Origin of the sequence: Streptomyces sp. NPDC088733, assembly GCF_044751185.1 — a bacterium.
GTDB lineage: Bacteria > Actinomycetota > Actinomycetes > Streptomycetales > Streptomycetaceae > Actinacidiphila.
In genome coordinates, this window is record NZ_JBIVLH010000036.1 from 25,315 (window position 1) to 47,562 (window position 22,248).

Below are 22,248 nucleotides of genomic sequence, written 5' to 3' on the forward strand. Positions count from 1 at the left end.
CCAGCCTACGTCGCGGTAGTTGAACCCTCAGTCGTTCGGGCCTTCCGTGCGCAGTCCGCGCACCGGCCGAAGATCGCGAAATGCTTCATGTCCGTCTCGAAGCCGTAGGTCGCGCGCAGCCGGTCGGTGAGCGGCGCGGCCTCGGAGATGTCGGCCTCGGTGACCGACTCGCAGTCGCGGCACACCAGGTGCATGTGGTGGTGCCGGTCGGCGAGGTGGTACGTGGGGGCGCCGTGGCCGAGGTGGGCGTGGCTGACCAGGCCCAGCTCCTCCAGCAGCTCCAGCGTGCGGTAGACGGTGGAGATGTTCACCCCGGAGGCGGTCTTGCGCACCTCGGTGAGGATCTCGTCCGGAGTCGCGTGCTCCAGGACGTCGACCGCCTCCAGGACAAGCTGTCGCTGCGGCGTCAGCCGGTAGCCGCGCTGCCTCAGATCGCTCTTCCAGTCCGTGGTCACCACAGGGACAGTCTAGGCGGAAGGGCGCCACCGGCGGCCCGGCGCGGCATGGCGGGGCCGCCCGGGCGGGCTCAGCGGAAGAAACGGGCTCAGCGGAAGAAGGCGATGCCGTCGTCGGGCAGGTCCTTGAGGTCCTTGGCCCACTCGCTCGGGTTGACGACCTTCTTCAGGTGCGCCGACATGTACGGGCGCAGCGCCACCTCCGGGGTGGCCTTCTCGCCCACCCACATCAGGTCGCTCTTGACGTAGCCGTACAGGCGCTTGCCGCCGCTGTAGGCCGGCGCGTCGGCCAGCCGGGCCACGGCGTCCGTGACCAGGTCGATCTGCGGCTTGCCCTCGGCGAGCTCGCCGTACCAGATCTCGATGACGCCGTTGTCGCGGGTCATCGTGATCTCGACCTTGCGGTCCTTGTCGATCCGCCAGAAACCGGACTCGCTCTCCAGCGGCTTCTCCGGCTTGCCCTCGGCGTCCAGCACCCAGGTCTTGGACGTGTACTCCAGGAACGGGCGGCCGTCGTGGGTGAAGACCACTTCCTGGCCGAAGTTGCACTTCTCGTCGCCCGGGAAGTCGAAGACGCCCGCGCCCTCCCAGGTGCCCAGGAGGAAGGCGAGCGGTACGAGCTCCGGGTGGAGGTCTGAGGGGATTTCGATCATGTTCAGCGCTGTCCCTGGTAGAGCTTCTTCACCGCCAGAACGGAGAACGCGAGGACGCCAAGGCAGACCAGGACAAGCATGACGTCGAAGAAGATCTCAATGGCGCTCACGAGCGTGCTCCTCGGGCAGGCGCGGACGGTCGGCGGCCCGGTGGGGCCGTTTGCCGAGTCTAGTCGGCCGGTACGGGCGCGATGCGCTGAGGGCGGCCCCCGCGCATCGCGCCCGCGCCGGGCGCAACCCGGTCAGCCGAGCAGCTGCGCCTGGAGCTTCACGGTCTGGTGGAACGGGACGGCCGGCTGTGTCCCGGCCTTGGACAGCAGGATCACGGCCACGGTGTCGCCGGCCTGGACGTAGGCGACGCGGACGTGCTGCGGCCCCCGCGGCTCGCTCTCGTCGAAGACGTCGGCGCTCTGGCCCGCGAGCACGTCGCTGAAGCCCCAGTCCTCGTCGTGGGCCGTGGAGGCGGCCTGCGCGGGGGTGCCGGACATCGCCAGGCCCGCGTTCGTCTCGCGCGCGTACGCCTGGGTGGCGAACTGCAGCAGGTAGACCTCCGTGCGGGTGCCGTCCTGCGCGGTCCAGGCGCGCGCCGCGATGTGCCGGAGGGTGTCCTGGGCGAGCGTCCGGGTGAGCTCCGCGCGGTAGGACGTCTGGAAGACCTTCACGAAGTCGGCGGTGGGCAGCCAGCCCGTGCGGTCCGGGAAGGTCCTGTCGACCTTGGCGCCCGCGGGGGCGGGCAGCAGGAGCGTGCGCGGGTCCGCGTAGTGCCGGCCTGCCGCGTTGTGCTGCGCGTCCATCGGGCGGGGCGCGCCCTCGGGGAGCTTGGGCAGCTTCAGCGCGGGGTACGTCCAGCGGCCGTCGTCCGGGGTGCGCAGCCCGGGGATCTCGGTCCGCTCGGGCTGGGTCACCCCGTACGCCGCGGCGCCGCCCAGTACGCCGAAGACCAGCAGCGCGGCCGTCCACCGCGCGGCCGCGCGCAGTCCGCGCCGGTCCCGCAACCGCCGCCGCGGGGGAGACGCGGGAACGGGCAGCGGTGCGACGCCGTCCGCGGGGGCGGGCTCCGCGGACGTGCCCTCCACGGCCGCGGGCTCCGCGACCTGGGGCTCCTCATGCGTGGGCTCCACAGCCGCGGGCTCCGCAACCTGGGGCTCCACAGCCGCGGGCTCCGCAACCTGGGGCTCCTCAGGCGTGGGCTCCGCAGCCGTGGGCTCCGCCCGCTCCGGGGCGGCCTGGGACGGGATCGTCACCTCGTCGGTCCTGGTCTGCTCGGTCATGCCGCCTCCCCCGGGTCCTGCACACGGTCGAGCTGCTTCTTGAACAGGTCCGCGGCGTCGTCCTTCTTCAGCGGGGCGAGACCGGTCACCGTCATGCTGACCATCAGGTCGCCCTCCGTCGCCTGGCAGGTCATGGCGTCGAGATCGGCCCCGGGCTTCTTGGGCGGCAGGACGCAACGGGCCTTGTCGTGGCCCGCGATCCTCGGCCCGTTCCGGAACACGCCGAGGGCCTTGGTGAAGGCGCTGAAGTAGTCGGTGCCGGCGCGGGCGAAGTTCTTGTTCTTCATCTGGACGATTTGCATGTCCACGGCAATCACCCCCGACATGTCGCTGTACGTGCGCATGCCGACGCCCTGGATGCGCATCGCGTCGATGGTCTTGCGCAGCTGGGCCCGCTCCTTCTTGGGCAGATCGGCGATGTCGCCCTGGAACACCGCCACCGCGTCCTTGCCGGTGAACTCCGCGTCATTGCCGTACTCGGCCAGGTCCGGGCCCGAGGTGTAGCCGAGCGGCACGGGCAGCAGCAGCTTGCCGAGGGCGCCGTAGTGGCTGCCGCCGGACCGGGCGCCGTACTCTGCGGTCTTGCTGGGTTCCGGGGCCTTCCAGGGCCGCGCGGTCGCCTGCTTGCCGTCGTCCTTCTGCTGGAGCACGGCGAAGCCGATGCCCCCGCCCGCGGCGACGGCGACCAGCGCGCCGGCGACGCCGATGGCGAGGCCGCGGCGGCTCCTGCGGGGCTCGGCCGCGGTCTCCCCGGCCACCGGCGCGGCATCGGACGGGCCCGCGCCCTCGGGTACGGAGTCCGGCACGCCGGGCAGGGTGGTGTTCTCGTCGCTCACAGCCGCTCCCACTGCCGCTCGGCCAGGGACATGATCGTGGACTTCTTGATCGGCCTGGCCGAGGTCACCCAGATGTCGAGCATGATGGTGCCCTTCCGGGCCAGGGCGCGTGCCTTGTAGACCGGCAGGTACCCGGCCTTGGTCTCGGGCTTGGAGTAGACCCAGACCCTGCCGTCGAACGCGCCGGGTATGGCGCTGCCCTTGTTGCCCGCGTACCTCTCCTCGGACGCGTAGCCCTGCTGTGCCTCGAAGTGTTCCTCGGTGTACACGGTCGACTCGTCGCGGAACTGGACCAGCCGGATCTCGGTGCTGGACGAGGTGTCGTACGTGCCGGTGCGCCATGCGGCGACGGCGACGCGCCGGAAGCCGTATCTGTTGAACTCGGCGAAGGCGGACTTCGGTTCCTCGAAGGTCTCGGCGTAGTCGTACAGCGAGAGCCACTGGTCGTGACCGGGGTCACCGCCCACCCAGTCCTTGGCGCCCTTGGGCCGCTTCAGCAGCAGCTTGCGCAGGTCGCCGTCGTACTTCACCAGCGTGTCCTCGGCCGCGGTGAGCGGCTTCGTCTCCGGTGCGGCGCCCTTGGGCTGCACGAGGGCCGGCTGGGCGAGCGGGGGGAGCGGGGTCTCGGGGCGGTCGTACTGGATCTTGTAGCCGGTGCCGGCGCCCGCGGCGACGCCGAGCACGGCCGCCGCGAGGATCAGCAGGGTGGTGCGGCCGCGGCGACGGGGTGGGCCGGCCGCGGGGAGCGGCTCCGCGGCGGCCTCGGGGGGTGTCTCCGCGGCGGCCTCGGGGGGTGTCTCCGGAGCAGGGGGTGCCTGCTCCGGGACAGGGGTGTCCTGGGACAAGGGGTTCTCCACAAAGGGCGTCGAGGGCTCAGCGGCCGGTCGCGAGGCGCTGGTACTGCTCGTCGAGCAGCCGCTTGAGCAGGTCGCGGCCGGGCAGCTTCTCCCCGGTCACGGTGATGCTGATGTGCACGTCGCCCTGGTGGGACAGCGCGGCCACGGCGTCGGTGCTCTCGGCGGAGCCGGAGGACAGCCGGTAGGCCTTGACGGGGTGGGTGCTGTCGATCGCCAGGGCCGGCGAGTCCAGATAGAAGTCGTCGTAGTAGCCGGAGGCGCCGGCCGCCGAGCCGAAGCGCAGCAGTTCGACGGAGATCTCGTAGGCGCCGTCGGCGGTCAGGTAGGTGCGCTGGGCGCCCTTCTTGAAGCCGTAGCGGCTCAGGCCCCGCTTGATGTCGGCGCTGACGCCGACCTCGTCGCGGGTGACGGCGGTGCCCGTCTCGTCGCCGTAGATCTCGGCGTCCTTGGGCGGGGTGAGCAGGAAGAAGCGCAGGTCCCCGCTGTGTGCGCCGTCGTGGACGGTACCGGTGACGGTGCTGGACGGGGAGGCGCTCTGCCCGGCGGTCCGGGTGGGGTCCGGCGACGGGGAGGACGGCGGGGCCGTTGCCGGTGCCGTTGACGGCGATGCCGACGGCGCGGCCGTCACCGCGGAGTCCGAGGACGAGGACCCTATGGCGACCACGGCACCCGCCGTGAGCGTCGCCAGGACGACGAGTCCGATGACCACGGCGATCGTCGCACCGGTTCGTGCGTTCGTACGCGCTTCCACAAGCCCCCCCGGGCAGACACACAGCGCTCGCGCGATGTGCGCAGCGAGGCGCGTCACATTATGTCGATCTTCGGAAAGCGCTTCACACTTTTTTCGCTGTGAGACCGACCACCTTAGGGTGTGGGCCATGGCGAAGAAGCTGGTGATCAAGGTGACGGCGGGCGCCGACGCGCCCGAACGGTGCTCGCAGGCGTTCACGGTGGCGGCGGTGGCCGTGGCCAGCGGCGTGGAGGTCTCGCTGTGGCTTACCGGTGAGTCCGCGTGGTTCGCGCTGCCGGGGAAGGCCGCGGAGTTCGAGCTGCCGCACGCCGCGCCGCTGCCCGAGCTGATCGAGGGGATCATGGCCGGCGGCCGGATCACCCTGTGCACGCAGTGCGCGGCGCGACGGGACATCGGCGAGAAGGACGTGCTGGAGGGGGTGCGGATCGCCGGCTCGCAGGTCTTCGTCCAGGAGGTGATGACCGACGGCGTGCAGGCGCTCGTCTACTGATCCGGCGCCGTCAGCGCCTCAGCGCTGGTCGCGGTGGTCGTCGCGGCGGTCGAGCTCGCGCCACCACTCGTCGGACTTGGGGTCGCCGGTCTCGTCCCACCAGTGCTCGTCCGGGCCCCTGCGGTTGGCCACGATGGCCGCGACCGGCGGGATCAGCATCGCGACGACGCACATGCCGACGGCGACCGGCACCGACCACAGGCGCACCACGCTCCACGCCAGGACGAAAAGCAGGACGCACCCGCTCATCATGGCGAAGTACCAGCGGCGCCGACGCCTTGTGGACACCCTTCCAAAGTACGTCGCGAAGGGCCGCACCCCCACTCGGGTGGCGGTGCGGCCCTTCATCGGTTCGTGGCGCCGGTCAGACGGCGATGGCCACCTCGGTGAGGTTGCCCTGCTGCGCGACGACGGAGCGGTCCACGGTCGCGCCCGGCACGAGGGCGCGCAGCGTCCACGAGCCGGGGGCCGCGAAGAAGCGGAACTGCCCGGTCGCGGAGGTGGGGACCTCCGCGGTGAACTCGCCGCCGCCGTCCAGCAGCCGCACGTAGCCGGCGACGGGCTCGCCGTCGCGGGTCACGGAACCCTGGATGATCGTTTCCTTCGCCACGTCGACGCCGGCCAGATCGGGGCCGCCGGCCTTCGCTCCGCACATGGTGTCTTCCTTCGGGTCGGGGGTCGGGCGGGTCGTGGGTCGGGGGTTACTTGGCCGGGCCGAGCTCGATCGGCACGCCGACGAGCGAGCCGTACTCGGTCCAGGAGCCGTCGTAGTTCTTGACGTTCGGCTGGTCGAGCAGCTCGTGCAGGACGAACCAGGTGAGCGAGGAGCGCTCACCGATGCGGCAGAGCGCGATGGTGTCCTTGGCGAGGTCGACGCCCTCGTCCTCGTAGAGGGCCGTGAGCTCCTCGTCGGACTTGAAGGTGCCGTCGTCGTTGGCGTTCTTCGACCACGGGATGTTGCGGGAGGTCGGGATGTGGCCCGGCTTCTGCGACTGCTCCTGCGGGAGGTGGGCCGGGGCGAGCAGCTTGCCGGAGAACTCGTCGGGCGAGCGGACGTCGACCAGGTTGAGGTTGCCGATCGCGGCGACGACCTCGTCGCGGAAGGCGCGGATCGAGCTGTCCTGGGCCTTGGCCCGGTACTCGGTGGCCGGGCGGGCCGGGACCTCGGAGCCGTCGACCAGGTCGCGGGAGTCCAGTTCCCACTTCTTGCGGCCGCCGTCGAGCAGCTTGACGCCCTCGTGGCCGTAGAGCTTGAAGTACCAGTAGGCGTACGCCGCGAACCAGTTGTTGTTGCCGCCGTAGAGGACGACGGTGTCGTCGTTGGCGATGCCCTTGGCCGACAGCAGCTCCTCGAAGCCGGCCTGGTCGACGAAGTCGCGGCGCACCGGGTCCTGGAGGTCCTTCTTCCAGTCGATGCGGACGGCGTTCTTGATGTGGTTCTTGTCGTAGGCCGACGTGTCCTCGTCGACCTCGACGATGACCACCTTCGGGTCGTCGATGTGGGCCTGGACCCAGTCGGCGTCCACCAGGACGTCACTGCGGCTCATTGCTGATCTCCTCCGGGGCAGTAGCGGATGTCTCGGCACACGGACGGGTGCGCAGGGGGCGGGCAGCGCCGGACGGGGCGCGTCGCGGCAATGCGCGGGGCGGGGAGGGTGGGGCGGCGGACGGCGCCGGACGACGGCGCGGAAGCCCCTACGGGATGCGACAGAGCATGGCGGCGACACGGCACAGGTCGACTGCCCGCCGCTTCGTGAGATCCGCCTGTCGCTTCATGTGCTCGATCGTAGGGAAGGGATCGGGCGGATGTCACCGCCGGTCCGCATCACGAGATGAGATTGTCCACATGCCGATACGGCAACGGGGTGCCCGGTCCCCCCGGGCGGAGCCGGGGCCGGGCACCCCGCGCGACGGACTGCGGAGCGGACGCCGTCGTCTCAGTTGGCGAGAACGACCTTGGTGCCGGTCGCCTCGACGGTGATGCCCTCGGGCGTCGCGGTGACCGACTTCAGCTCGATGCCCTCCGGCAGCCCGCCCAGCGCGCGCGTGAAGTCGATCCGGTGCCGGATCAGGTCCCCCACCTCCGAGGGCAGGGAGTCCAGGCCGGGGATCTGGCCGGCGGTCAGCTTGATGCTGTTCTTTCCGTTGACGACGCCGATCTCGCTCACCACGCTGCGCTGCACGTTGCCGATCGGCGTGGAGATGTCGACGCTGACCTTCACCCGGCCCTTGCCGTCGGAGGAGGTGCCGCCGTAGCTGACCTCGACCCCGCTCGGCGCGCCCTTGCTCAGGTTCTCGTAGCTGACGGTGGCGGAGCCGGTCGCGGTGTCGGCCACGGCGCTGGAGAAGCCGTTCGACATGCGCACGCCGTGCAGATCGGCCTGGAAGCGGTCGACCCGCAGCGTCTCGCCGCCGGTGCCGGCCGCCTCGATGCCGGTCGCCGTCACCACGACCTCGTCGAGCTTCTTGCCGAGCACCTGGGTCAGGAACGGGAAGCCCTTGATGTCGACGTCGGGCGTCGAGGTCAGGCCCTGGGTCTGCTGGGCGCGGTCGGCCGCCTCGGACTCCGCGAAATGCACCGCGATGCGGTCGGCCGCGGCAAAGAGGGCGCCGAGTATCACGACGACGACGAGCAGAATCCGCAGTGCACGCATGAGGGGTCCCCCGCAGTGATGTGTACGTGTCCGTCAGTCCGGTCCGGCACCGGAAGGCGCCGGTGCCGCCGCACGACCCTAACGGGTCAGCCCAGCAGTGCCCTGGCCAGCACGTAGACAGCGGGGGCGGCCGCGGTGAGCGGCAGCGCGACACCCGCCGTGAAGTGCACGAACCGGGACGGGAAGTCGTAGCTGGCCACCCGCAGGCCGATCAGCGCGCACACCCCGGCGGCCAGCGCGATCAGCGCGCCGTCCGGCGTCTCCAGGCGGGCCAGGGCGATCCCGCTGCCCGTGGCGGCGGCGAGGGCGACCAGCACCGACACCGCACCCGGCAGCGGCAGGGCACGCGCCAGGGTCGCCACGCCCACCGCGACGACAGCGGTCACGACCGCGTCCTCGCCCGACGGGACGGCCGTGGCCGCCAGGAAGCCGGTGGCCAGCACGGTGATCAGCGTCGAGGCGGCGGTGGCGGTGAGCGAGGACAGCCGCTCCTCGGGCGTCCCGTGGTGGCGCAGGTGCATGACGAGCACGAACAGCAGCCACACGCCGAGCGTGCCGATGATCACGGCCGGCGCGTTGTCGGCGCCGTCCAGCAGCACCGCGACCTCGGCCGTGACGCCCGCCAGGAACGCCAGCGCGATGCCCTGCCGGGCGGGCCACATGCCGTTCAGGCGGAACCAGCCGGCCGCGGTCACCGCCTGGAGCAGCACGGCCGCGGCGGCCAGCGCGGGGCGGCCGAGCAGGGCGCCGCCCGCCAGCAGCAGCGCGAAGGCCGCCGTCAGGGCGGCGGGCTGCATGCCGGGCGCGATGATCGGGGACCCGGTGCGGTCCACGGGCGTACGGCCGGCCTGACGGCGCCGGGCGGCCCGGCCGCCGGGGGCGGGGGCCGCGGTGCCCTCGTCGCCGACGGGCGGGAGGACGGCCGTGCTGTCGTGGGCGGTGTGCGCCGGCATGGGGCCTGGGCCCGGGGCGTACCAGTCGTGGTTGTCGGTCACGCGCTCATCCTCCCGCGAACGGCGGGAGCACCTCGACCGTGCCGCCGTCGGCCAGCTCGATACCGGAATGATCCCGGGTGCCGACGGGGTTCCCGTCGACGAGGAACGAACAGTTGGACAACACCCGGGCGAACTCCGGGCGCGCCGCGTGGCGCTCGCGCGCGGCGGTCAGCGCCTCGGCGAGCGTGCCCTCGGCGTACGGCTCCTCGGCGGCGCCGGCGGCGGCCTTGGCCGCGGCCCAGTACCGGATCGTGCCGTGTGCCGCCATGGCGGCTCCTTCCCCTTGCCCTCGCGGGTCCTGCCGCCGTCCATGATGACGCAGCGCCGCGCGGCGCCGGCGCCGCGGGTCGCCCGCTACCGCACGCGGGCCGCCGCCCAGGCCGCGATGCGGCGCAGGAGTTCCTCCGAGGCGGCGTTCTCGGCGTGGCCGAAGCCGGGTTCGATCCACAGTTCGGCCGCGTCGCCGGCCGCCTCCGCGAGGGAGAGGGGGTGGTCGAGCGGGAAGTAGCCGTCGCGGTCGCCGTGGACGAGCAGCAGCGGGGTGGGCCGGATGAAGGGGACGGCCTCGACCGGGGGGACGGGGACGGGGTTCCAGTCCCGGTCGTGGATGCGTGTGCCGAGCAGACCGCGGGAGAGCAGGCGCCCGGCGGGCCGGGTGATGGCCCAGTGCACCCGTCGCATGGGCGCCGTGCCGCGGTAGTACCAGCGCGCGGGCGAGCTCACGGAGACAACGGCGTCAACGTGCGCCCCTTCGTGCGCCGTTGTGCGCCCTGCGTGCCGCAGCACCACGGAACCACCCATGGAGAAGCCGACGGACACCACGCGCCGGTGCCCCGCGCGCCGCGCCCAGCGGACCGCCGCGTCGAGGTCGAGCACCTCGCGGTCGCCCACCGTCGAGCGCCCGCCGGAGCGCCCGTGGCCGCGGAAGGAGAAGGTGACGACCCCGCCGACGCCGTCCACCTGCCCGAAGATCTGCGCCGCGCGCCGCACCGCGGGCCGTTCCAGGGCGCCGGTGAAGCCGTGCGCGACGACGACCGCGAGGCCGTCCCCGGTCCCTCCGGGCGCGTACGCGGCGTCGATACGGACCCCGTCCTCGGTCAACAGCACCGCTCGCCGACCACCGCGAGCGAACGGCGGGACACACGAACGCTCAGCACGGGACTCACTCACCGACTCCATGTGGGCTATTCTCTTAGGTCAAGAGGATCCGGGCAGCGTCGCCCCCGGGTCCTTTCGTGCTTTCCGGGCCGTCCCGGAGGGCGCACGTCGGTGCACGCAGACGTCCTCGCCGGGACCGAGGAGGGTTCGCAATGGGGAAGCGGAACACGCATGACCGGACGATGAACGACGGGAGCGGCCGGTGAGCTCACTTCTTCTGCTGACCAACGCACTCCAGCCGAGCACCGAGGTGCTCCCTGCGCTCGGGCTGCTGCTGCACAGCGTCCGGGTCGCCCCCGCCGAGGGGCCGGCGCTGGTGGACACGCCCGGCGCCGACGTGATCCTGATCGACGGCCGGCGCGACCTGCCGCAGGTCCGCTCGCTGTGCCAGCTGCTGCGCTCCACCGGGCCGGGCTGCCCGCTGGTCCTGGTGGTCACCGAGGGCGGACTGGCCGCCGTCACCGCCGACTGGGGCATCGACGACGTGCTGCTGGACACCGCGGGCCCCGCCGAGGTCGAGGCCCGGCTGCGGCTGGCGATGGGCCGGCAGCAGATCACCGTCGACGACGGCCCGGCGGAGATCCGCAACGGCGACCTGTCGGTGGACGAGGCGACGTACAGCGCCAAGCTCAAGGGCAGGGTCCTCGACCTCACCTTCAAGGAGTTCGAGCTGCTGAAGTACCTGGCCCAGCACCCCGGCCGGGTCTTCACCCGGGCCCAGCTGCTGCAGGAGGTCTGGGGCTACGACTACTTCGGCGGCACACGCACGGTCGACGTCCACGTCCGGCGGCTGCGGGCCAAGCTCGGCCCCGAGCACGACTCGCTGATCGGCACGGTCCGCAACGTCGGCTACCGCTTCGTCACGCCCGAGAAGGGCGACCGGTCGCAGGACGGGGAGCCCGCGCAGGGGCAGGAACAGGCGTCCGCCGAGGCCGCCTCCCTGTCCGCCGGCAACCTCTGATCACACCCGGGTCACGGCTGTGAGCAGACAGTGGGAGGCGCGGGTGGACCCGCGTAGAGTTGCCCCGTGGCAAAGGTGACGCGGGACGATGTGGCCAGGCTTGCGGGGACGTCGACCGCGGTCGTCAGCTACGTCATCAACAACGGACCACGGCCGGTGGCACCGGCGACGCGGGAACGCGTGCAGGCGGCCATCAAGCAGCTCGGTTACCGCCCGGACCGGGTGGCCCAGGCGATGGCCAGCCGCCGGACCGACCTGATAGGGCTCATCGTGCCGGACGCGCGGCAGCCCTTCTTCGCGGAGATGGCGCACGCCGTGGAACGCGCGGCGGCCGAGCGCGGCAAGATGGTGCTGGTCGGCAACTCCGACTACCTCGACGAGCGCGAGGTCCACTACCTGCGGGCCTTCCTCGGCATGCGGGTGTCCGGGCTGATCCTCATCTCGCAGGGTCCGAGCGAGCACGCCGCCATCGAGATAGACGCCTGGGACGCGAAGGTCGTGCTGCTCCACCGCCGGCCGGAGGCGATCGACGACGTCGCGGTCGTCACGGACGACGTCGGCGGCGCGCAGCTGGCGACCCGGCACCTGCTGGAGCACGGGCACGAGTACGTCGCCTGCCTCGGCGGCACCGAGATCACCCCGAAGTCCGGCGACCCCGTCACCGACCACGTCGAGGGCTGGCGGCGCGCGATGCAGGAGGCCGGGCGGAGCGTCGAGGGCCGACTGTTCTCCGCCCCGTACAACCGCTACGACGCCTACAAGGTCGGCCTGGAGCTGCTGGCCCGGCCCGGCCGCCCGACGGCCATCATCTGCGCGACGGACGACCAGGCCATCGGGCTGCTGCGGGCCGCGCGCGAGCTGCGGATCGACGTGCCCGGAGAGCTGGCCGTGGCCGGGTTCGACGACGTCAAGGAGGCGGGTCTGACCGATCCGCCGCTGACCACGGTCGCCTCGGACCGCGAGGCGATGGCGCGCGCGGCGGTGGACCTGGTGCTGGACGACGGGCTGCGGGTCGCCGGTTCGCGGCGCGAGCGGCTGCGGCAGTTCCCGTCCCGACTGGTGGTGCGGCGCAGCTGCGGCTGCCACTAGGACGCGTTCACCGCGTTCCCGCAGGTCCGCGGGGGCGCGGCCCGGCCCGTCCGGGCGCACCGCGCTGACCTGCGCGTTCCTTTCTTATATCGGGCATACGGAACTCTGCCCCGGTTCTCAGGGCACGCTCAGGGAGCTCTCATCTTCAGGGCGCACAGTCGTTGTCATGAACGAGAACTCCTCGCCCGACAGTGGCGCAGACGAGCACCGGAACGGTCCCGCGGCCTTCCCCCCGCCCCCGCCCTACGAGCCGCAGGTGTCCGCGTTCGGGACGCACCCCTACGGTGCTCCCGCCCCGGCCGGGCCCGCGGCCCGGCGGCCCCGGCGGACGGTACCGCTGGTCGCCACCGTGGCGCTGGTCTCGGCGCTGGTCGGCGGCGGCACCGCGGCCCTGATCGGGAACGCGACCGCCTCGCAGACCGCGACCACCTCGACCCGTGTGATCGGCACGAGCGCGACGGGCACCAGCAGCGTCGCCTCCGTCGCCGCGGCCGTGAGCCCCAGCATCGTGGAGGTCAGCGCCACCTCGGGCTCCGGTGAGTCGACCGGCTCGGGTGTGATCGTCACCAGCGGCGGCGAGATCGTCACCAACAACCACGTCATCTCGGGCGCGGACGCCGTCAAGGTCACCTTCAGTTCCGGGAAGTCCGCCACCGCGAAGGTGGTCGGCACCGACAGCTCCAAGGACCTGGCCCTGCTCGAGGCCGAGGACGTCAGCGGTCTGACCCCGGCGACGCTGGGCGACTCCCGCCAGGTCGCGGTGGGCGACGAGGTCGTGGCCATCGGTTCCCCCGAGGGCCTGACCGGCACGGTCACCAGCGGCATCGTCTCCGCGCTGGACCGCGATGTCACGGTCGCCGCCGACGAGGGCCAGGGGCAGAGCCAGCGGCAGGGCCGCGGTTTCGGCAGCGGCAACGACGACGGCGACAGCCGGTGGCCGTTCGAGTTCGGCGGCGGCCGGTACAACGGCGACGTCGGCTCGTCCACCACCACGTACAAGGCGATCCAGACCGACGCCTCGCTGAACCCCGGCAACTCCGGTGGCGCCCTGATCAACATGAACGGCGAGATCATCGGCATCAACTCGGCGATGTACTCGTCCAGTTCGTCCTCCGCCGGCGACAGCACGGCCGGCAGCATCGGCCTCGGGTTCGCGATCCCCGTCAACACCGTCAAGGCCGACCTCGACACCCTGCGCAACGGCGGCAGCGACAGCTGACCGCTCCCTCCCGAAGGGACGGACCGTCATGAACGTCATCCTCAGCACCGCCCTGCACCCCGCCGGCATCCCCGCCGGTCCCGCGGACCTCGCGCTGATCCACTTCCCGGCCCCGGCGCCGCGGGAGCCCGAGATCGCCGCCAACCGCCGGTACGCCCGCCGGTACGCACGCCGCTCGCGTGCCGCGCACCGTCTGGCCCTCGTGCAAGGCTAGGAAAGGCACAAGAAGGCGGCAGCACCGCACGAGCACCCGCACCACAGGCACCGCACCCCGGACCCCGGTCCGGACCACTCCCTGCACGAGGTGGAAGACGCATGAGCCCCGGCGAGAACGGCGAGGCCCCGGCCCGCATCCTGATCGTGGACGACGAACCCGCGGTCCGTGAGGCGCTGAAGCGGAGCCTCGCCTTCGAGGGCTACGAGACCGCACTCGCCGAGGACGGCCTGGCGGCACTCGACCAGGTGGACCTCTGCCGGCCGGACGCCATCGTCCTGGACGTGCTGATGCCGCGGATGGACGGCCTCACCACCGCACGCCGCCTGCGGTCCACCGGCACCACCACCCCGATCCTCATGCTCACCGCCCGCGACACGGTCGGCGACCGCGTCACCGGCCTCGACGCCGGGGCCGACGACTACCTCGTCAAGCCCTTCGAGCTCGACGAACTCCTCGCCCGCCTGCGGGCGCTGCTGCGGCGGAGCTCGTACGCCTCCGGCCCGGCCGGCGGCAGCGGCGCCGAGGAGAGCGGGCTGACCTTCGGGGACCTGCGCATGGACACCGCCACCCGCGAGGTCACCCGGGCCGGGCAGCCGGTGGAGCTGACCCGCACCGAGTACACGCTGCTGGAGATGTTCCTCGCGCACCCGCGCCAGGTGCTCACCCGGGAGCAGATCCTCAAGGCCGTGTGGGGCTTCGACTTCGAGCCGAGCTCCAACTCCCTGGACGTGTACGTCATGTACCTGCGCCGCAAGACCGAGGCCGGCGGCCTCCCCCGGCTCGTCCACACCGTCCGGGGCGTGGGCTACGTACTGCGCAACGCGGAGGGCAAGGGCTGATGCGCCACGTGGTGCGCTTCCGCTCCCTGCCGCTGCGGTCGCGGCTGGCGATCCTGACGGCGGTGGCGGTCGCGGCGGCGGTCACCGCCAGCGCGCTGCTGTGCTGGTTCTTCGTCCGCGGGACCCTCATGAACTCGCTGGACAACTCGCTGCGCGACAACCGGATGCCCCCGCAGCGCGTCGTCGACCAGCTGCGCGCGGGACGGTGCACGACCGAGCCGCCCGCCTCCGCCGACCAGGCGCCCAACCCGTTCAACTCCACCGTCCAGGTCGTCTCGCGGACCGGCGCCAGCTGCGTGATCCAGGGCTCCCAGTCGCTGCACGTCACCGGCGCGGACACCGATGTGGCCAAGGGGACGCTGCGGGAGGCCCTGCACACGGTGACCGGCTCCGACGGCAACCAGTACCGCGCCGTGACGCTGCCACTGCTCAACACCGACGGGGCGTACACGGTGGCCCGGCCGCTGAGCGAGGTGAACGAGTCGCTCAACACCCTGGGTCTGGTGCTGCTGGCCGTCGGCGGCCTGGGGGTGATCGGCGCCAGTGTCGCCGGCCTCGCGGTCGCCCGTGCGGGACTGAAGCCGGTGGACCGGCTCACCCGCACCGTCGAGCACATCGCGCGCACCGAGGACCTGAGCGTCCGCATCCCCGTGCACGGCGACGACGAGATCGCGCGCCTGTCGGCCTCCTTCAACGCGATGACCGCGGCACTGTCCTCCTCCCAGGAGCTGCAGCAGCAGCTGATCGCCGACGCCGGCCACGAGCTGCGCACCCCGCTGACCTCGCTGCGCACCAACATCGAGCTGCTGGAACGCAGCGAGATGACCGGCAGGGCGCTGCCGCCGCAGGACCGGCGGGAGCTGCTGAGCTCGGTGAAGGCCCAGATGGGCGAGCTGGCGGCGCTCATCGGGGACCTCCAGGAGCTGTCCCGCCCGCAGGCCGTGCAGGGCGGCGGGCCGCTGCAGACGGTGGCGTTCCACGAGGAGGTGGAGGCCGCCTTGGAGCGGGCCCGGCTGCGCACCGGCCCGGACCTGAAGATCACGGCGGAACTGGCGCCGTGGTACGTACGGGCGGAGCCCGGCGCCCTGGAGCGGGCCGTGATCAACCTGCTCGACAACGCGGTGAAGTTCAGCCCGCCGGCCGGGACGGTCGAAGTGGCCCTGCACGGCGGTGAGCTGACCGTCCGCGACCACGGCCCCGGCGTGCCGCCCGAGGACCTGCCGCACGTCTTCGAGCGCTTCTGGCGCTCCACGTCCGCGCGCAGCCTCCCGGGCTCGGGACTCGGCCTGTCCATCGTGGCCCGCACCGTGGAGCAGTCGGACGGCACCGTTCGCCTCCGGTCCGCGAGCGGCGGCGGCACCACGGCGGTGGTCTACCTCCCGGGCGGGCCGATCCCTCCGGCGGACGACGGGACCTGACCGGTCCTCACCGGCACGTCCCGGCTAACCGGCCTGCCAGCGCTGGTCGGTGGCGGCGCTCACCGGTGTGAACGAGAGCGTGGCGCCCGGCGTGCCCCCGTCGGGGGCCGCGGCGACCCCGAGGTCGATCTGCGGGCGGATGCGGCCGAGGCTGTCGACGAGGAAGAACAGGTTCTCGGCGTGCCGGCCGTCGGCGGACGAGCAGCGCCAGACGCCGAGACCGCGGTCGGTGTCGCCGCGGGAGTCGAGGCAGTAGTCGCCGTCGCCGGCGTTGCGCAGCATGCCCTGGGACTCCACGCGCCACCGCTGGGTGGCGGAATCGGGGTCGCAGCCGGCGAGGATGACGTCCGAGCCGTTGGAGAAGTCCTCGTCGCGCACGTCCAGGCACAGGCCGGAGTCGGCGTTCACCACCTGGGCGAAGGTGCTGCCGGGCGGTTTCGGCGGGGGCGCCGAGGTGTGCGCCGCCGGGATGCGGTGGGTCGCGGCGCCGCTCGGTGTCCCCGGCGCCGAGGGCGCGGTGGCGGGCGGGCCGGTGACCGTTGCGGTGGTGGTCGCCGTGGCCGTGGCCGTCGCGGTCTGCGTCACGGTGACCGAGGCCGACGGGAACGCCGACGGCGGCACAAGGGCCCGGCCGCCCGCCTGGGTGTCGTCGCCCGCGGCGTACACCAGGCCGGTGACGGCCGCGACGGCGGCGCCGGCCAGCAGGAGCGTGATGAGCGCCGCCGGGTAGTGGGCGCGGAGCAGTTCGAGCCGGGCGGGCCGCGGCGACCGGGCGAAGCGCGTCAGCCGGGTCAGCGGGCCCGGCCGCGGCTTGCGGCGGGAGGCCCGTCCCGGCCGCACGAGGCGGACCAGCACGGTGAGGGGGCCCGGGCGCGGCTTGCGGCGGGAGAGCGGCGCGGGCGCGGCCGGCGGGGCGGAGGGCGGCGCGGGCGCGGCGAGCGCAGCGAGGTAGGCGGGTCCCGCCCAGGCGACCAGGGCCGTGCCGAGCAGCGGCCGCGGTTCGCGCTCCAGCACGATGAGGAACTCCAGGGCCTTGGCGCAGTCGGCGCACCCGGCGAGGTGCCGCTCCAGGTCCTCGTTCTGCCGCGCGTCGTCGCGGCGGGCGGCGGCGTCCAGGATGCGGCCGTAGCCGCGGCACGCGGGGTCCTCGGCGCGCTCCAGGTAGGTGCGCAGGTAGGACTCGCGGTAGGCGTCCAGCGCCCGGACCCCGAGGTCGGCCAGTTCGGAGCGGCGCTCCCCGGTCCACAGCGCCGCGTCGGCCTCCGGCGTCCGCTCGACGACGGTGTGCCAGAGGATGCCCTGCGTGCTCTGCCGCAGCGCGGCGAAGGCGCCGAACAGCGCGGAGCCCTCGGCCAGCCGGTGCCGCGGGTGGACGGGGACGCCGGGCAGGCCGGGCGGGGCGGCCGTCTTGCTGTCGCGGGTGCGGATCACGTCGATGAAGGCCGCGTAGTCCCGGTCCAGCCGGACCCGCCGGCTGCCCGCGGCCCAGACCGCGCCCGCCTGGTGGACGAGCATGAGCAGCCGGTGCCGCCACGCGCCGCGCGGGTCGACCCCGCGGTGCACCTCCTGCCAGGCCGACGCGAAGGCCTGGGCCGCCAGTTGGCCGGCCGACTCCTCGTCGCGTGCGCACAGCCTGGCGTAGTGCAGGACGGCGGGGAGGTGGCGGCGGCGCAGTTCCTCGGTCGCCGGGTAGGCGGTCGGCGCGCCGGCCCGCACGCGCTCGGTGAGCGCGGCGTCGGACAACTCGTCGTAGACGGGCGCCTTGTGCGGTTGGGACACGGATGACCACCCGGACGCATTGATGGGCCTGGAGTGACGGGGGTGCCCATGGTGCGCCACAAGTTACTGCCGAGGAAAGTGTTTCCGGTGGTAACCACCCGCCGCGGGAGGGGTGGACAGAAAATCCCGTACCCACCGCCGGGGCGTCACCCTGTGCTCGGCGTCCCGTGCGCCAGCCGCGCGGCGCAGGCGGCGGTGACGGCCGGCGCCACCTCCGCCATCGCCTCCGTCCAGCCCACGTTGGCGTTCACCTCGCACAGCACGAAGTCCCCGTCCGGCAGGAAGAGCAGGTCGACCCCGGCGACGGCGAGCCCGAGCACCTCGGCGGCGCGCACGGCCAGCGCCTCGGCCCGGGGATGGCGGCCGAGGACTTGCGTCGCGGTGCCGCCCCGGGCGAGGTTGGACGTGAGACCGGTGCCGTCGCCGGTACGGGTCTGGGCGGCCACGGCCCGCCCGTCGACGACCACCACGCGCAGGTCGCGGCCGTGCGAGTGGGCGACGTACTCCTGGAAGAGGTACGGCGTCTCGTGGCGCAGGCTGCCCTGGACGTCCCGCAGCATCGCGGTGTCCGGGGCAAGGAAGACCCGCCGTCCGCGGTGCCCGCGCACCGCCTTGACCACGCACGGTTCCGGCACCATGCCCGGGGCGTCGAGCACCGCGTCCAGCGGGGCGTCGGCGTAGCTGAGCGTGTCCGGCACCGGCAGCCCGGCGAGGGCGAGTTGCTGGAGCTGCCAGACCTTGTTGACGCAGGCCATGACGGCATCGATGGGGTTGACCAGGACCGCGCCCAGGGCCTCCAGGTGGCGCAGCAGCGTGATCTCGCGGTCGGCGCCCAGGCCCGGGGACATCATGCGGGCCAGGACGACCCGGGGGGCCGCGACGGGCGTGCCGTCGAGGGCGTGCAGCGTCAGCCGGCCGGTACGGACGCCGAGCAGCAGGTCGGCGGTGCGGACGACGGCGCAGCGCGGGCCGAACTCCTCGGCGAGGGCGGCCCGCAGCCGCGCGGCCACCGGGCTCTCCTCGACGCCGTGCCCGAGCAGCAGCCACACGTCGGCGCGGGGTGCTCCGCCCACCGTCACAGCGTCCCCGTCAGTTGATGACATGCGGCACGAAGCGGGCGTACTCGTCCGTGACCGGGCCCGCCGACTCGCGGATGCCGAGCCCGGCGGGCTCGCCGTCCACGACCCAGGCGCCCAGCACGACATGGTTGCCGTCGAAGACGGGCAGCGGGGCCAGTTCCTGGTAGCAGCAGGGCTCGTCGTCCCGTACGGCCGCGGGCTCCCCGGCGCCGTGCACGGTGACGCCGGCGCCCTCGCGGCCCAGCAGCGGCTTGGCGACCCAGCCGGTCGTGGCGGCCATGTCGCGCGGGCCGTCGAGGTGCGCGGCGAGCAGGTTGGGGTGGCCGGGGTAGAGCTCCCACAACACGGCCAGCAGCGCCTTGTTGGACAGCAGCATCTTCCAGGCGGGCTCGATCCAGCAGGTGCTGCCGGTGCCGCCGCCGTTGTCGAGGGTGTCCAGGACATGGCCGCCGAACGGGTCGTCGGCCAGCCACTCCCAGGGGTAGAGCTTGAAGCAGCTGCGGATGAACGCGAGCCGGTCGTCGACGAAGCGCCGCGACAGCCCGTCCCAGCCGATCGCCTCCACCGACAGGGCGCGGGTCTCCAGCCCCGCCTGCTCGGCGGTCTCGCGCAGGTAGGCCACCGTCATCAGGTCCTCGCCCAGCTCGTCGCCCTCGGAGTGCGCGAAGTGCACGGGCCCGGGCGGCAGCAGCGGGGCCTGCCGCTTCCACGCGGCGACCAGCCGTTCGTGCAGGGAGTTCCACTGGTCGGCGCCGGGGAACAGGTCCTCCATCCAGAACCACTGCGCGCTGGCCGCCTCCACCAGCGAGGTGGGGGTGTCGGCGTTGTACTCCAGCAGCTTGGCCGGGCCTCCGGCGCCGTCGTGGCGCAGGTCGAAGCGCCCGTAGAGGCTGGGCAGTTCGCTCCTGCGGTGCCAGGACTCGGCGATCCGGGCGGCCAGCCGGGGGTCGTGGATGCCGAGGTCGGCGAAGCGGTCCCGCTCGACGATGTGCGCGGCGGCGGCCAGGCACATGGCGTGCAGTTCCGCGACGGCCGCCTCCAGTTCCTCGACCTCGGGCAGCGAGAACTCGTAGTAGGCGCTCTCGTCCCAGTAGGGCCGGAGCGTCCCGTCCGGGTGCCGGGTCAGCGGGTAGACGACGCCCTGGTCCTCCACGATCCGCTGCCAGCCGGGCCGGGGTTCGGCGGTGCGGCGGCGCATCAGCCGCCGCCGGAGCCGTGGCCGGAGCCGTGGCCGCCGAAGCCGCCGGTCTTCACGGACGACTCGTCGAAGCTGCCGCCCCGCGCCTTGCCGCCGCGGACGCTGCCGCCGTAGTAGTAGTGCCCGCTGCCGCCCTCCTGGCACTGCGACGCCGGCAGGGTCTTGTACGTGTTCGGGTCCACGCAGCGCTTGTCGGGCTCCGAGCCGCAGGCGGCCAGTGCCGCGGCGAGCACGCCCATGCCGCCGAGGATCACCGTCCCCGACCTGAACCGCCGTCGCTCCGTCGTCGTCATGCGCACAGGTTATGGAGATGTGCCGGTCCCCGGGCCACCGGGGTCGGCGTCGCGCGACGCGCCAGGGCCGGGATGCCGGTCCTCCGGCGCGGTCCGGGCCCGGCCCGGTGTCACCCGCAAGAAGGGGCGGCCGTCCGGTGGACGGCCGCCCCTTCGCGGGAACCGGCTGCGGTGCGGTGCCGGTTACTGGACGATCGTGATCCGGTTCGCCGCCGGGGCCGCCAGCGGCGCGGAGGCCGTGGAGTTGGCGGTCAGGTAGGCGTTCAGGGCCGCCAGGTCGTCGCCGCCGACGACCTGGTTCGTGCCGTTCGCCAGCTCGCCGAAGCCGTCACCGCCGCCCGCGAGGAAGTTGTTCATCGCGACGCGGTAGGTGGCCGCCGGGTCGATCGGGACGCCGCCCAGCTTGACCGAGCCGGCCACGACGCGGTCGGCGCCGGTCTTGGTGAGGTCCAGCGTGTAGGTGAGGCCGGCGGAGATCTGCAGGATCTTCGGCGCGGCGGCGTTGGTGCCGCTCACCTGCTGCTGCAGCACGGTGATCAGCTGGGCGCCGGTGAGGTCCTTCAGGTTGACCGTGTTGCTGAACGGCTGGACGGCGAAGCCCTCGGCGTAGGTGACCACGCCGTCGCCCTCGGAGCCGGAGGCCTTGTGGACCAGGTCGGTGCGGATGCCGCCGGGGTTCATCAGGGCCAGGTCGGTGCCGGGGTCCAGGGTCCTGCCGTAGGCCAGCTGCGCGTCGGCGATGAGGTCGCCGAGCGGCGACTCGCTGCCGTTGCGGGTGATGTCCTGGGAGATCCAGCCGACGGTCCGGTTGGCGACCGGGGCGGCCAGCGTCTGCCAGTGGCTGACGAGCTGGGTCAGGTCCGCGGCCTTGTTCTGGGTGCGGTTCACGACGTGGTTGGAACCGACGACGGAGGCGCGGACGATGTCGTCCGTGCGCTTGTCGAACTTCATGTTCAGCTCGGTGTAGAGCCGGCCGAAGGAGGCGGCGCTGGTGACCAGGCGGTCGTTGCCCTTGGGGTCGGGGATGGTGCACACGTACGCGTTGTGGGTGTGCCCCGTGATCAGCGCGTCGACGTCGGCCGAGGTGTTCCTGGCGATGTCGACGATCGGCCCGGACAGGCCCTTGCCGTCACCGCCCGCGTCGCAGTCGTAGTTGTAGGAGCCGGAGGACGGGAAGCCGCCCTCGTGCACCAGGGCGACGATCGCGTTGACGCCCTTGGACTTGAGCTCCTTGGAGTACTTGTTGATCGTCTCGACCTCGTCGAGGAACTTCAGGCCCTTGACGCCCTCGGCGGTGACGATGTCCGGCGTGCTCTCCAGGGTGACGCCGATGAAGCCGACCTTGATGCCCTTGATGTGCTCGATGGTGTACGGCGCGAGCAGCGGCTTGCCGGTCTTCTCGTTGACGACGTTCGCCGACAGGATCGGGTAGTCGGCGCCCTTGAACTTGCGGCCCTTCTCGTAGCAGCCGTCCTTCGGGTGGCAGCCGCCCTTCTGCAGGCGGAGCAGCTCGTCCTTGCCCTCGTCGAACTCGTGGTTGCCCACGCCCGTGACGTCCAGGCCCAGCTTGTTCATGGCCTCGACGGTCGGCTCGTCGTGGAACAGGCCCGACAGCAGCGGGCTGGCGCCGACGATGTCACCGGCCGCGACGGTCACGGTGCGCTTGTGGCCCACTCGGGCGCTGCGCAGGCTGGAGGCCAGGTACTCCACGCCTCCGGCGTCGATGGTCTTGGTGGTGCCGTCCGCCTGGAGTTCGGTGACCCGGCCGGAGGAGCCGGCCGGGGGCTCCAGGTTGCCGTGGAAGTCGTTGATGGCCAGCATCTGGAGGTCCACGGTGCGGTCGCGCTCCGCACTGTGCCGGGATTCGTGGGCCTGGGCCGACGGCATCGCGATGGCGAGCGCGCCGATCGCCGCCAGGCCCGTGGCCGCGGCTGCTGCCTTGCGGGCGGCGAAGCGCCGGGGATGGTTCGCAGACATGGGTGAGTCCCCTTAGACGTAAGCGAAAGGTAAAGAGAGGGGGGAACCTGCCGCAGCCT

General features: G+C 72.7%; 26 protein-coding genes. 7 read left to right on the forward strand and 19 right to left on the reverse strand.

Annotated features, from left to right (window positions below; genetic code table 11):
* Positions 1-5 precede the first annotated feature (5 nt).
* The 6 genes from ACIP64_RS38160 to ACIP64_RS38185 form a co-directional block, all read right to left on the reverse strand.
* Positions 6-458: a Fur family transcriptional regulator gene (locus tag ACIP64_RS38160; protein ID WP_401596547.1), complete on the reverse strand. Its 453-nt coding sequence runs from the start codon at positions 456-458 to the stop codon at positions 6-8.
* Positions 459-544: 86 nt separating this feature from the next.
* Positions 545-1,108 carry an FABP family protein gene (locus ACIP64_RS38165; protein ID WP_401596549.1) on the reverse strand — a complete coding sequence of 188 codons (564 nt, stop codon included), beginning with the start codon at positions 1,106-1,108 and terminating at the stop codon, positions 545-547.
* Positions 1,109-1,350: 242 nt separating this feature from the next.
* Positions 1,351-2,379, reverse strand: a complete 1,029-nt coding sequence (locus tag ACIP64_RS38170) for a hypothetical protein (protein WP_401596552.1) — start codon at positions 2,377-2,379, stop codon at positions 1,351-1,353.
* Positions 2,376-3,215 carry a hypothetical protein gene (locus tag ACIP64_RS38175; protein ID WP_401596554.1) on the reverse strand — a complete coding sequence of 280 codons (840 nt, stop codon included), beginning with the start codon at positions 3,213-3,215 and terminating at the stop codon, positions 2,376-2,378. Before ACIP64_RS38175 ends, ACIP64_RS38170 begins: the two co-directional genes overlap by 4 nt.
* Complete coding sequence (locus ACIP64_RS38180) at positions 3,212-4,060, reverse strand: hypothetical protein (protein ID WP_401596557.1); 849 nt, start codon at positions 4,058-4,060, stop codon at positions 3,212-3,214. The genes ACIP64_RS38175 and ACIP64_RS38180 overlap by 4 nt, the downstream gene beginning before the upstream one ends.
* A 28-nt stretch (positions 4,061-4,088) precedes the next feature.
* Positions 4,089-4,823 carry a hypothetical protein gene (locus ACIP64_RS38185; protein WP_401596559.1) on the reverse strand — a complete coding sequence of 245 codons (735 nt, stop codon included), beginning with the start codon at positions 4,821-4,823 and terminating at the stop codon, positions 4,089-4,091.
* A 127-nt stretch (positions 4,824-4,950) separates the two neighbouring features.
* On the opposite strand from ACIP64_RS38185, the gene ACIP64_RS38190 reads away from it, so the two are divergent.
* A complete protein-coding gene (locus tag ACIP64_RS38190) occupies positions 4,951-5,313 on the forward strand; it encodes a DsrE family protein (RefSeq protein ID WP_401596562.1) in 363 nt (120 codons plus the stop codon).
* A gap of 18 nt (positions 5,314-5,331) precedes the next feature.
* Here ACIP64_RS38190 and ACIP64_RS38195 read toward each other — a convergent pair whose 3' ends face one another.
* From ACIP64_RS38195 to ACIP64_RS38230, 8 genes are all read right to left on the reverse strand, one after another.
* Positions 5,332-5,565, reverse strand: coding sequence for a hypothetical protein (locus ACIP64_RS38195; RefSeq protein ID WP_401596652.1), 234 nt, complete (start codon positions 5,563-5,565; stop codon positions 5,332-5,334).
* Positions 5,566-5,677: 112 nt separating this feature from the next.
* On the reverse strand, positions 5,678-5,968 hold the full coding sequence (locus tag ACIP64_RS38200; protein WP_319663489.1) for a DUF1416 domain-containing protein: 291 nt from the start codon (positions 5,966-5,968) through the stop codon (positions 5,678-5,680).
* Positions 5,969-6,014: 46 nt separating this feature from the next.
* Positions 6,015-6,860, reverse strand: a complete 846-nt coding sequence (locus ACIP64_RS38205; protein WP_360910041.1) for a sulfurtransferase — start codon at positions 6,858-6,860, stop codon at positions 6,015-6,017.
* A 148-nt stretch (positions 6,861-7,008) separates the two neighbouring features.
* The gene (locus tag ACIP64_RS38210) at positions 7,009-7,089 is read right to left on the reverse strand and encodes a putative leader peptide (RefSeq protein ID WP_360910367.1); all 81 of its coding nucleotides are present in this window, start codon (positions 7,087-7,089) and stop codon (positions 7,009-7,011) included.
* Between the two features lie 161 nt (positions 7,090-7,250).
* Positions 7,251-7,967, reverse strand: a complete 717-nt coding sequence (locus ACIP64_RS38215; RefSeq protein WP_401596566.1) for a DUF2993 domain-containing protein — start codon at positions 7,965-7,967, stop codon at positions 7,251-7,253.
* Between the two features lie 86 nt (positions 7,968-8,053).
* Complete coding sequence (locus ACIP64_RS38220; protein ID WP_401596569.1) at positions 8,054-8,962, reverse strand: hypothetical protein; 909 nt, start codon at positions 8,960-8,962, stop codon at positions 8,054-8,056.
* A 4-nt stretch (positions 8,963-8,966) separates the two neighbouring features.
* Complete coding sequence (locus ACIP64_RS38225; protein WP_360910035.1) at positions 8,967-9,230, reverse strand: MoaD/ThiS family protein; 264 nt, start codon at positions 9,228-9,230, stop codon at positions 8,967-8,969.
* Positions 9,231-9,316: 86 nt separating this feature from the next.
* Positions 9,317-10,141 (reverse strand): alpha/beta hydrolase, encoded by an 825-nt coding sequence (locus tag ACIP64_RS38230; protein ID WP_401596571.1) that lies wholly within the window; start codon positions 10,139-10,141, stop codon positions 9,317-9,319.
* A 181-nt stretch (positions 10,142-10,322) separates the two neighbouring features.
* Here ACIP64_RS38230 and ACIP64_RS38235 point away from each other — a divergent pair, with 181 nt between their 5' ends.
* The 6 genes from ACIP64_RS38235 to ACIP64_RS38260 all read left to right on the forward strand — a co-directional run bounded on the left by ACIP64_RS38235 (position 10,323) and on the right by ACIP64_RS38260 (position 15,863).
* Positions 10,323-11,081, forward strand: a complete 759-nt coding sequence (locus ACIP64_RS38235; RefSeq protein ID WP_401596574.1) for a response regulator transcription factor — start codon at positions 10,323-10,325, stop codon at positions 11,079-11,081.
* Between the two features lie 66 nt (positions 11,082-11,147).
* The gene (locus tag ACIP64_RS38240) at positions 11,148-12,170 is read left to right on the forward strand and encodes a LacI family DNA-binding transcriptional regulator (protein ID WP_360910029.1); all 1,023 of its coding nucleotides are present in this window, start codon (positions 11,148-11,150) and stop codon (positions 12,168-12,170) included.
* Between the two features lie 166 nt (positions 12,171-12,336).
* A complete protein-coding gene (locus ACIP64_RS38245; RefSeq protein WP_401596577.1) occupies positions 12,337-13,389 on the forward strand; it encodes a S1C family serine protease in 1,053 nt (350 codons plus the stop codon).
* Between the two features lie 28 nt (positions 13,390-13,417).
* Complete coding sequence (locus ACIP64_RS38250; protein WP_360910026.1) at positions 13,418-13,603, forward strand: hypothetical protein; 186 nt, start codon at positions 13,418-13,420, stop codon at positions 13,601-13,603.
* A 101-nt stretch (positions 13,604-13,704) separates the two neighbouring features.
* A complete protein-coding gene (locus ACIP64_RS38255; protein ID WP_401596581.1) occupies positions 13,705-14,445 on the forward strand; it encodes a response regulator transcription factor in 741 nt (246 codons plus the stop codon).
* Positions 14,445-15,863: a sensor histidine kinase gene (locus tag ACIP64_RS38260; RefSeq protein ID WP_401596584.1), complete on the forward strand. Its 1,419-nt coding sequence runs from the start codon at positions 14,445-14,447 to the stop codon at positions 15,861-15,863. The genes ACIP64_RS38255 and ACIP64_RS38260 overlap by 1 nt, the downstream gene beginning before the upstream one ends.
* A 24-nt stretch (positions 15,864-15,887) precedes the next feature.
* Here ACIP64_RS38260 and ACIP64_RS38265 read toward each other — a convergent pair whose 3' ends face one another.
* From ACIP64_RS38265 to ACIP64_RS38285, 5 genes are all read right to left on the reverse strand, one after another.
* Positions 15,888-17,642: a ricin-type beta-trefoil lectin domain protein gene (locus tag ACIP64_RS38265; RefSeq protein WP_401596587.1), complete on the reverse strand. Its 1,755-nt coding sequence runs from the start codon at positions 17,640-17,642 to the stop codon at positions 15,888-15,890.
* Between the two features lie 146 nt (positions 17,643-17,788).
* Positions 17,789-18,715 (reverse strand): RimK family alpha-L-glutamate ligase, encoded by a 927-nt coding sequence (locus ACIP64_RS38270; RefSeq protein WP_401596589.1) that lies wholly within the window; start codon positions 18,713-18,715, stop codon positions 17,789-17,791.
* A gap of 16 nt (positions 18,716-18,731) precedes the next feature.
* Positions 18,732-19,919: a glutathionylspermidine synthase family protein gene (locus ACIP64_RS38275; protein WP_401596591.1), complete on the reverse strand. Its 1,188-nt coding sequence runs from the start codon at positions 19,917-19,919 to the stop codon at positions 18,732-18,734.
* A complete protein-coding gene (locus ACIP64_RS38280; protein ID WP_401596594.1) occupies positions 19,919-20,212 on the reverse strand; it encodes a hypothetical protein in 294 nt (97 codons plus the stop codon). Before ACIP64_RS38280 ends, ACIP64_RS38275 begins: the two co-directional genes overlap by 1 nt.
* Positions 20,213-20,395: 183 nt before the next feature.
* On the reverse strand, positions 20,396-22,189 hold the full coding sequence (locus ACIP64_RS38285) for a bifunctional metallophosphatase/5'-nucleotidase (RefSeq protein ID WP_401596596.1): 1,794 nt from the start codon (positions 22,187-22,189) through the stop codon (positions 20,396-20,398).
* Positions 22,190-22,248: the final 59 nt, after the last annotated feature.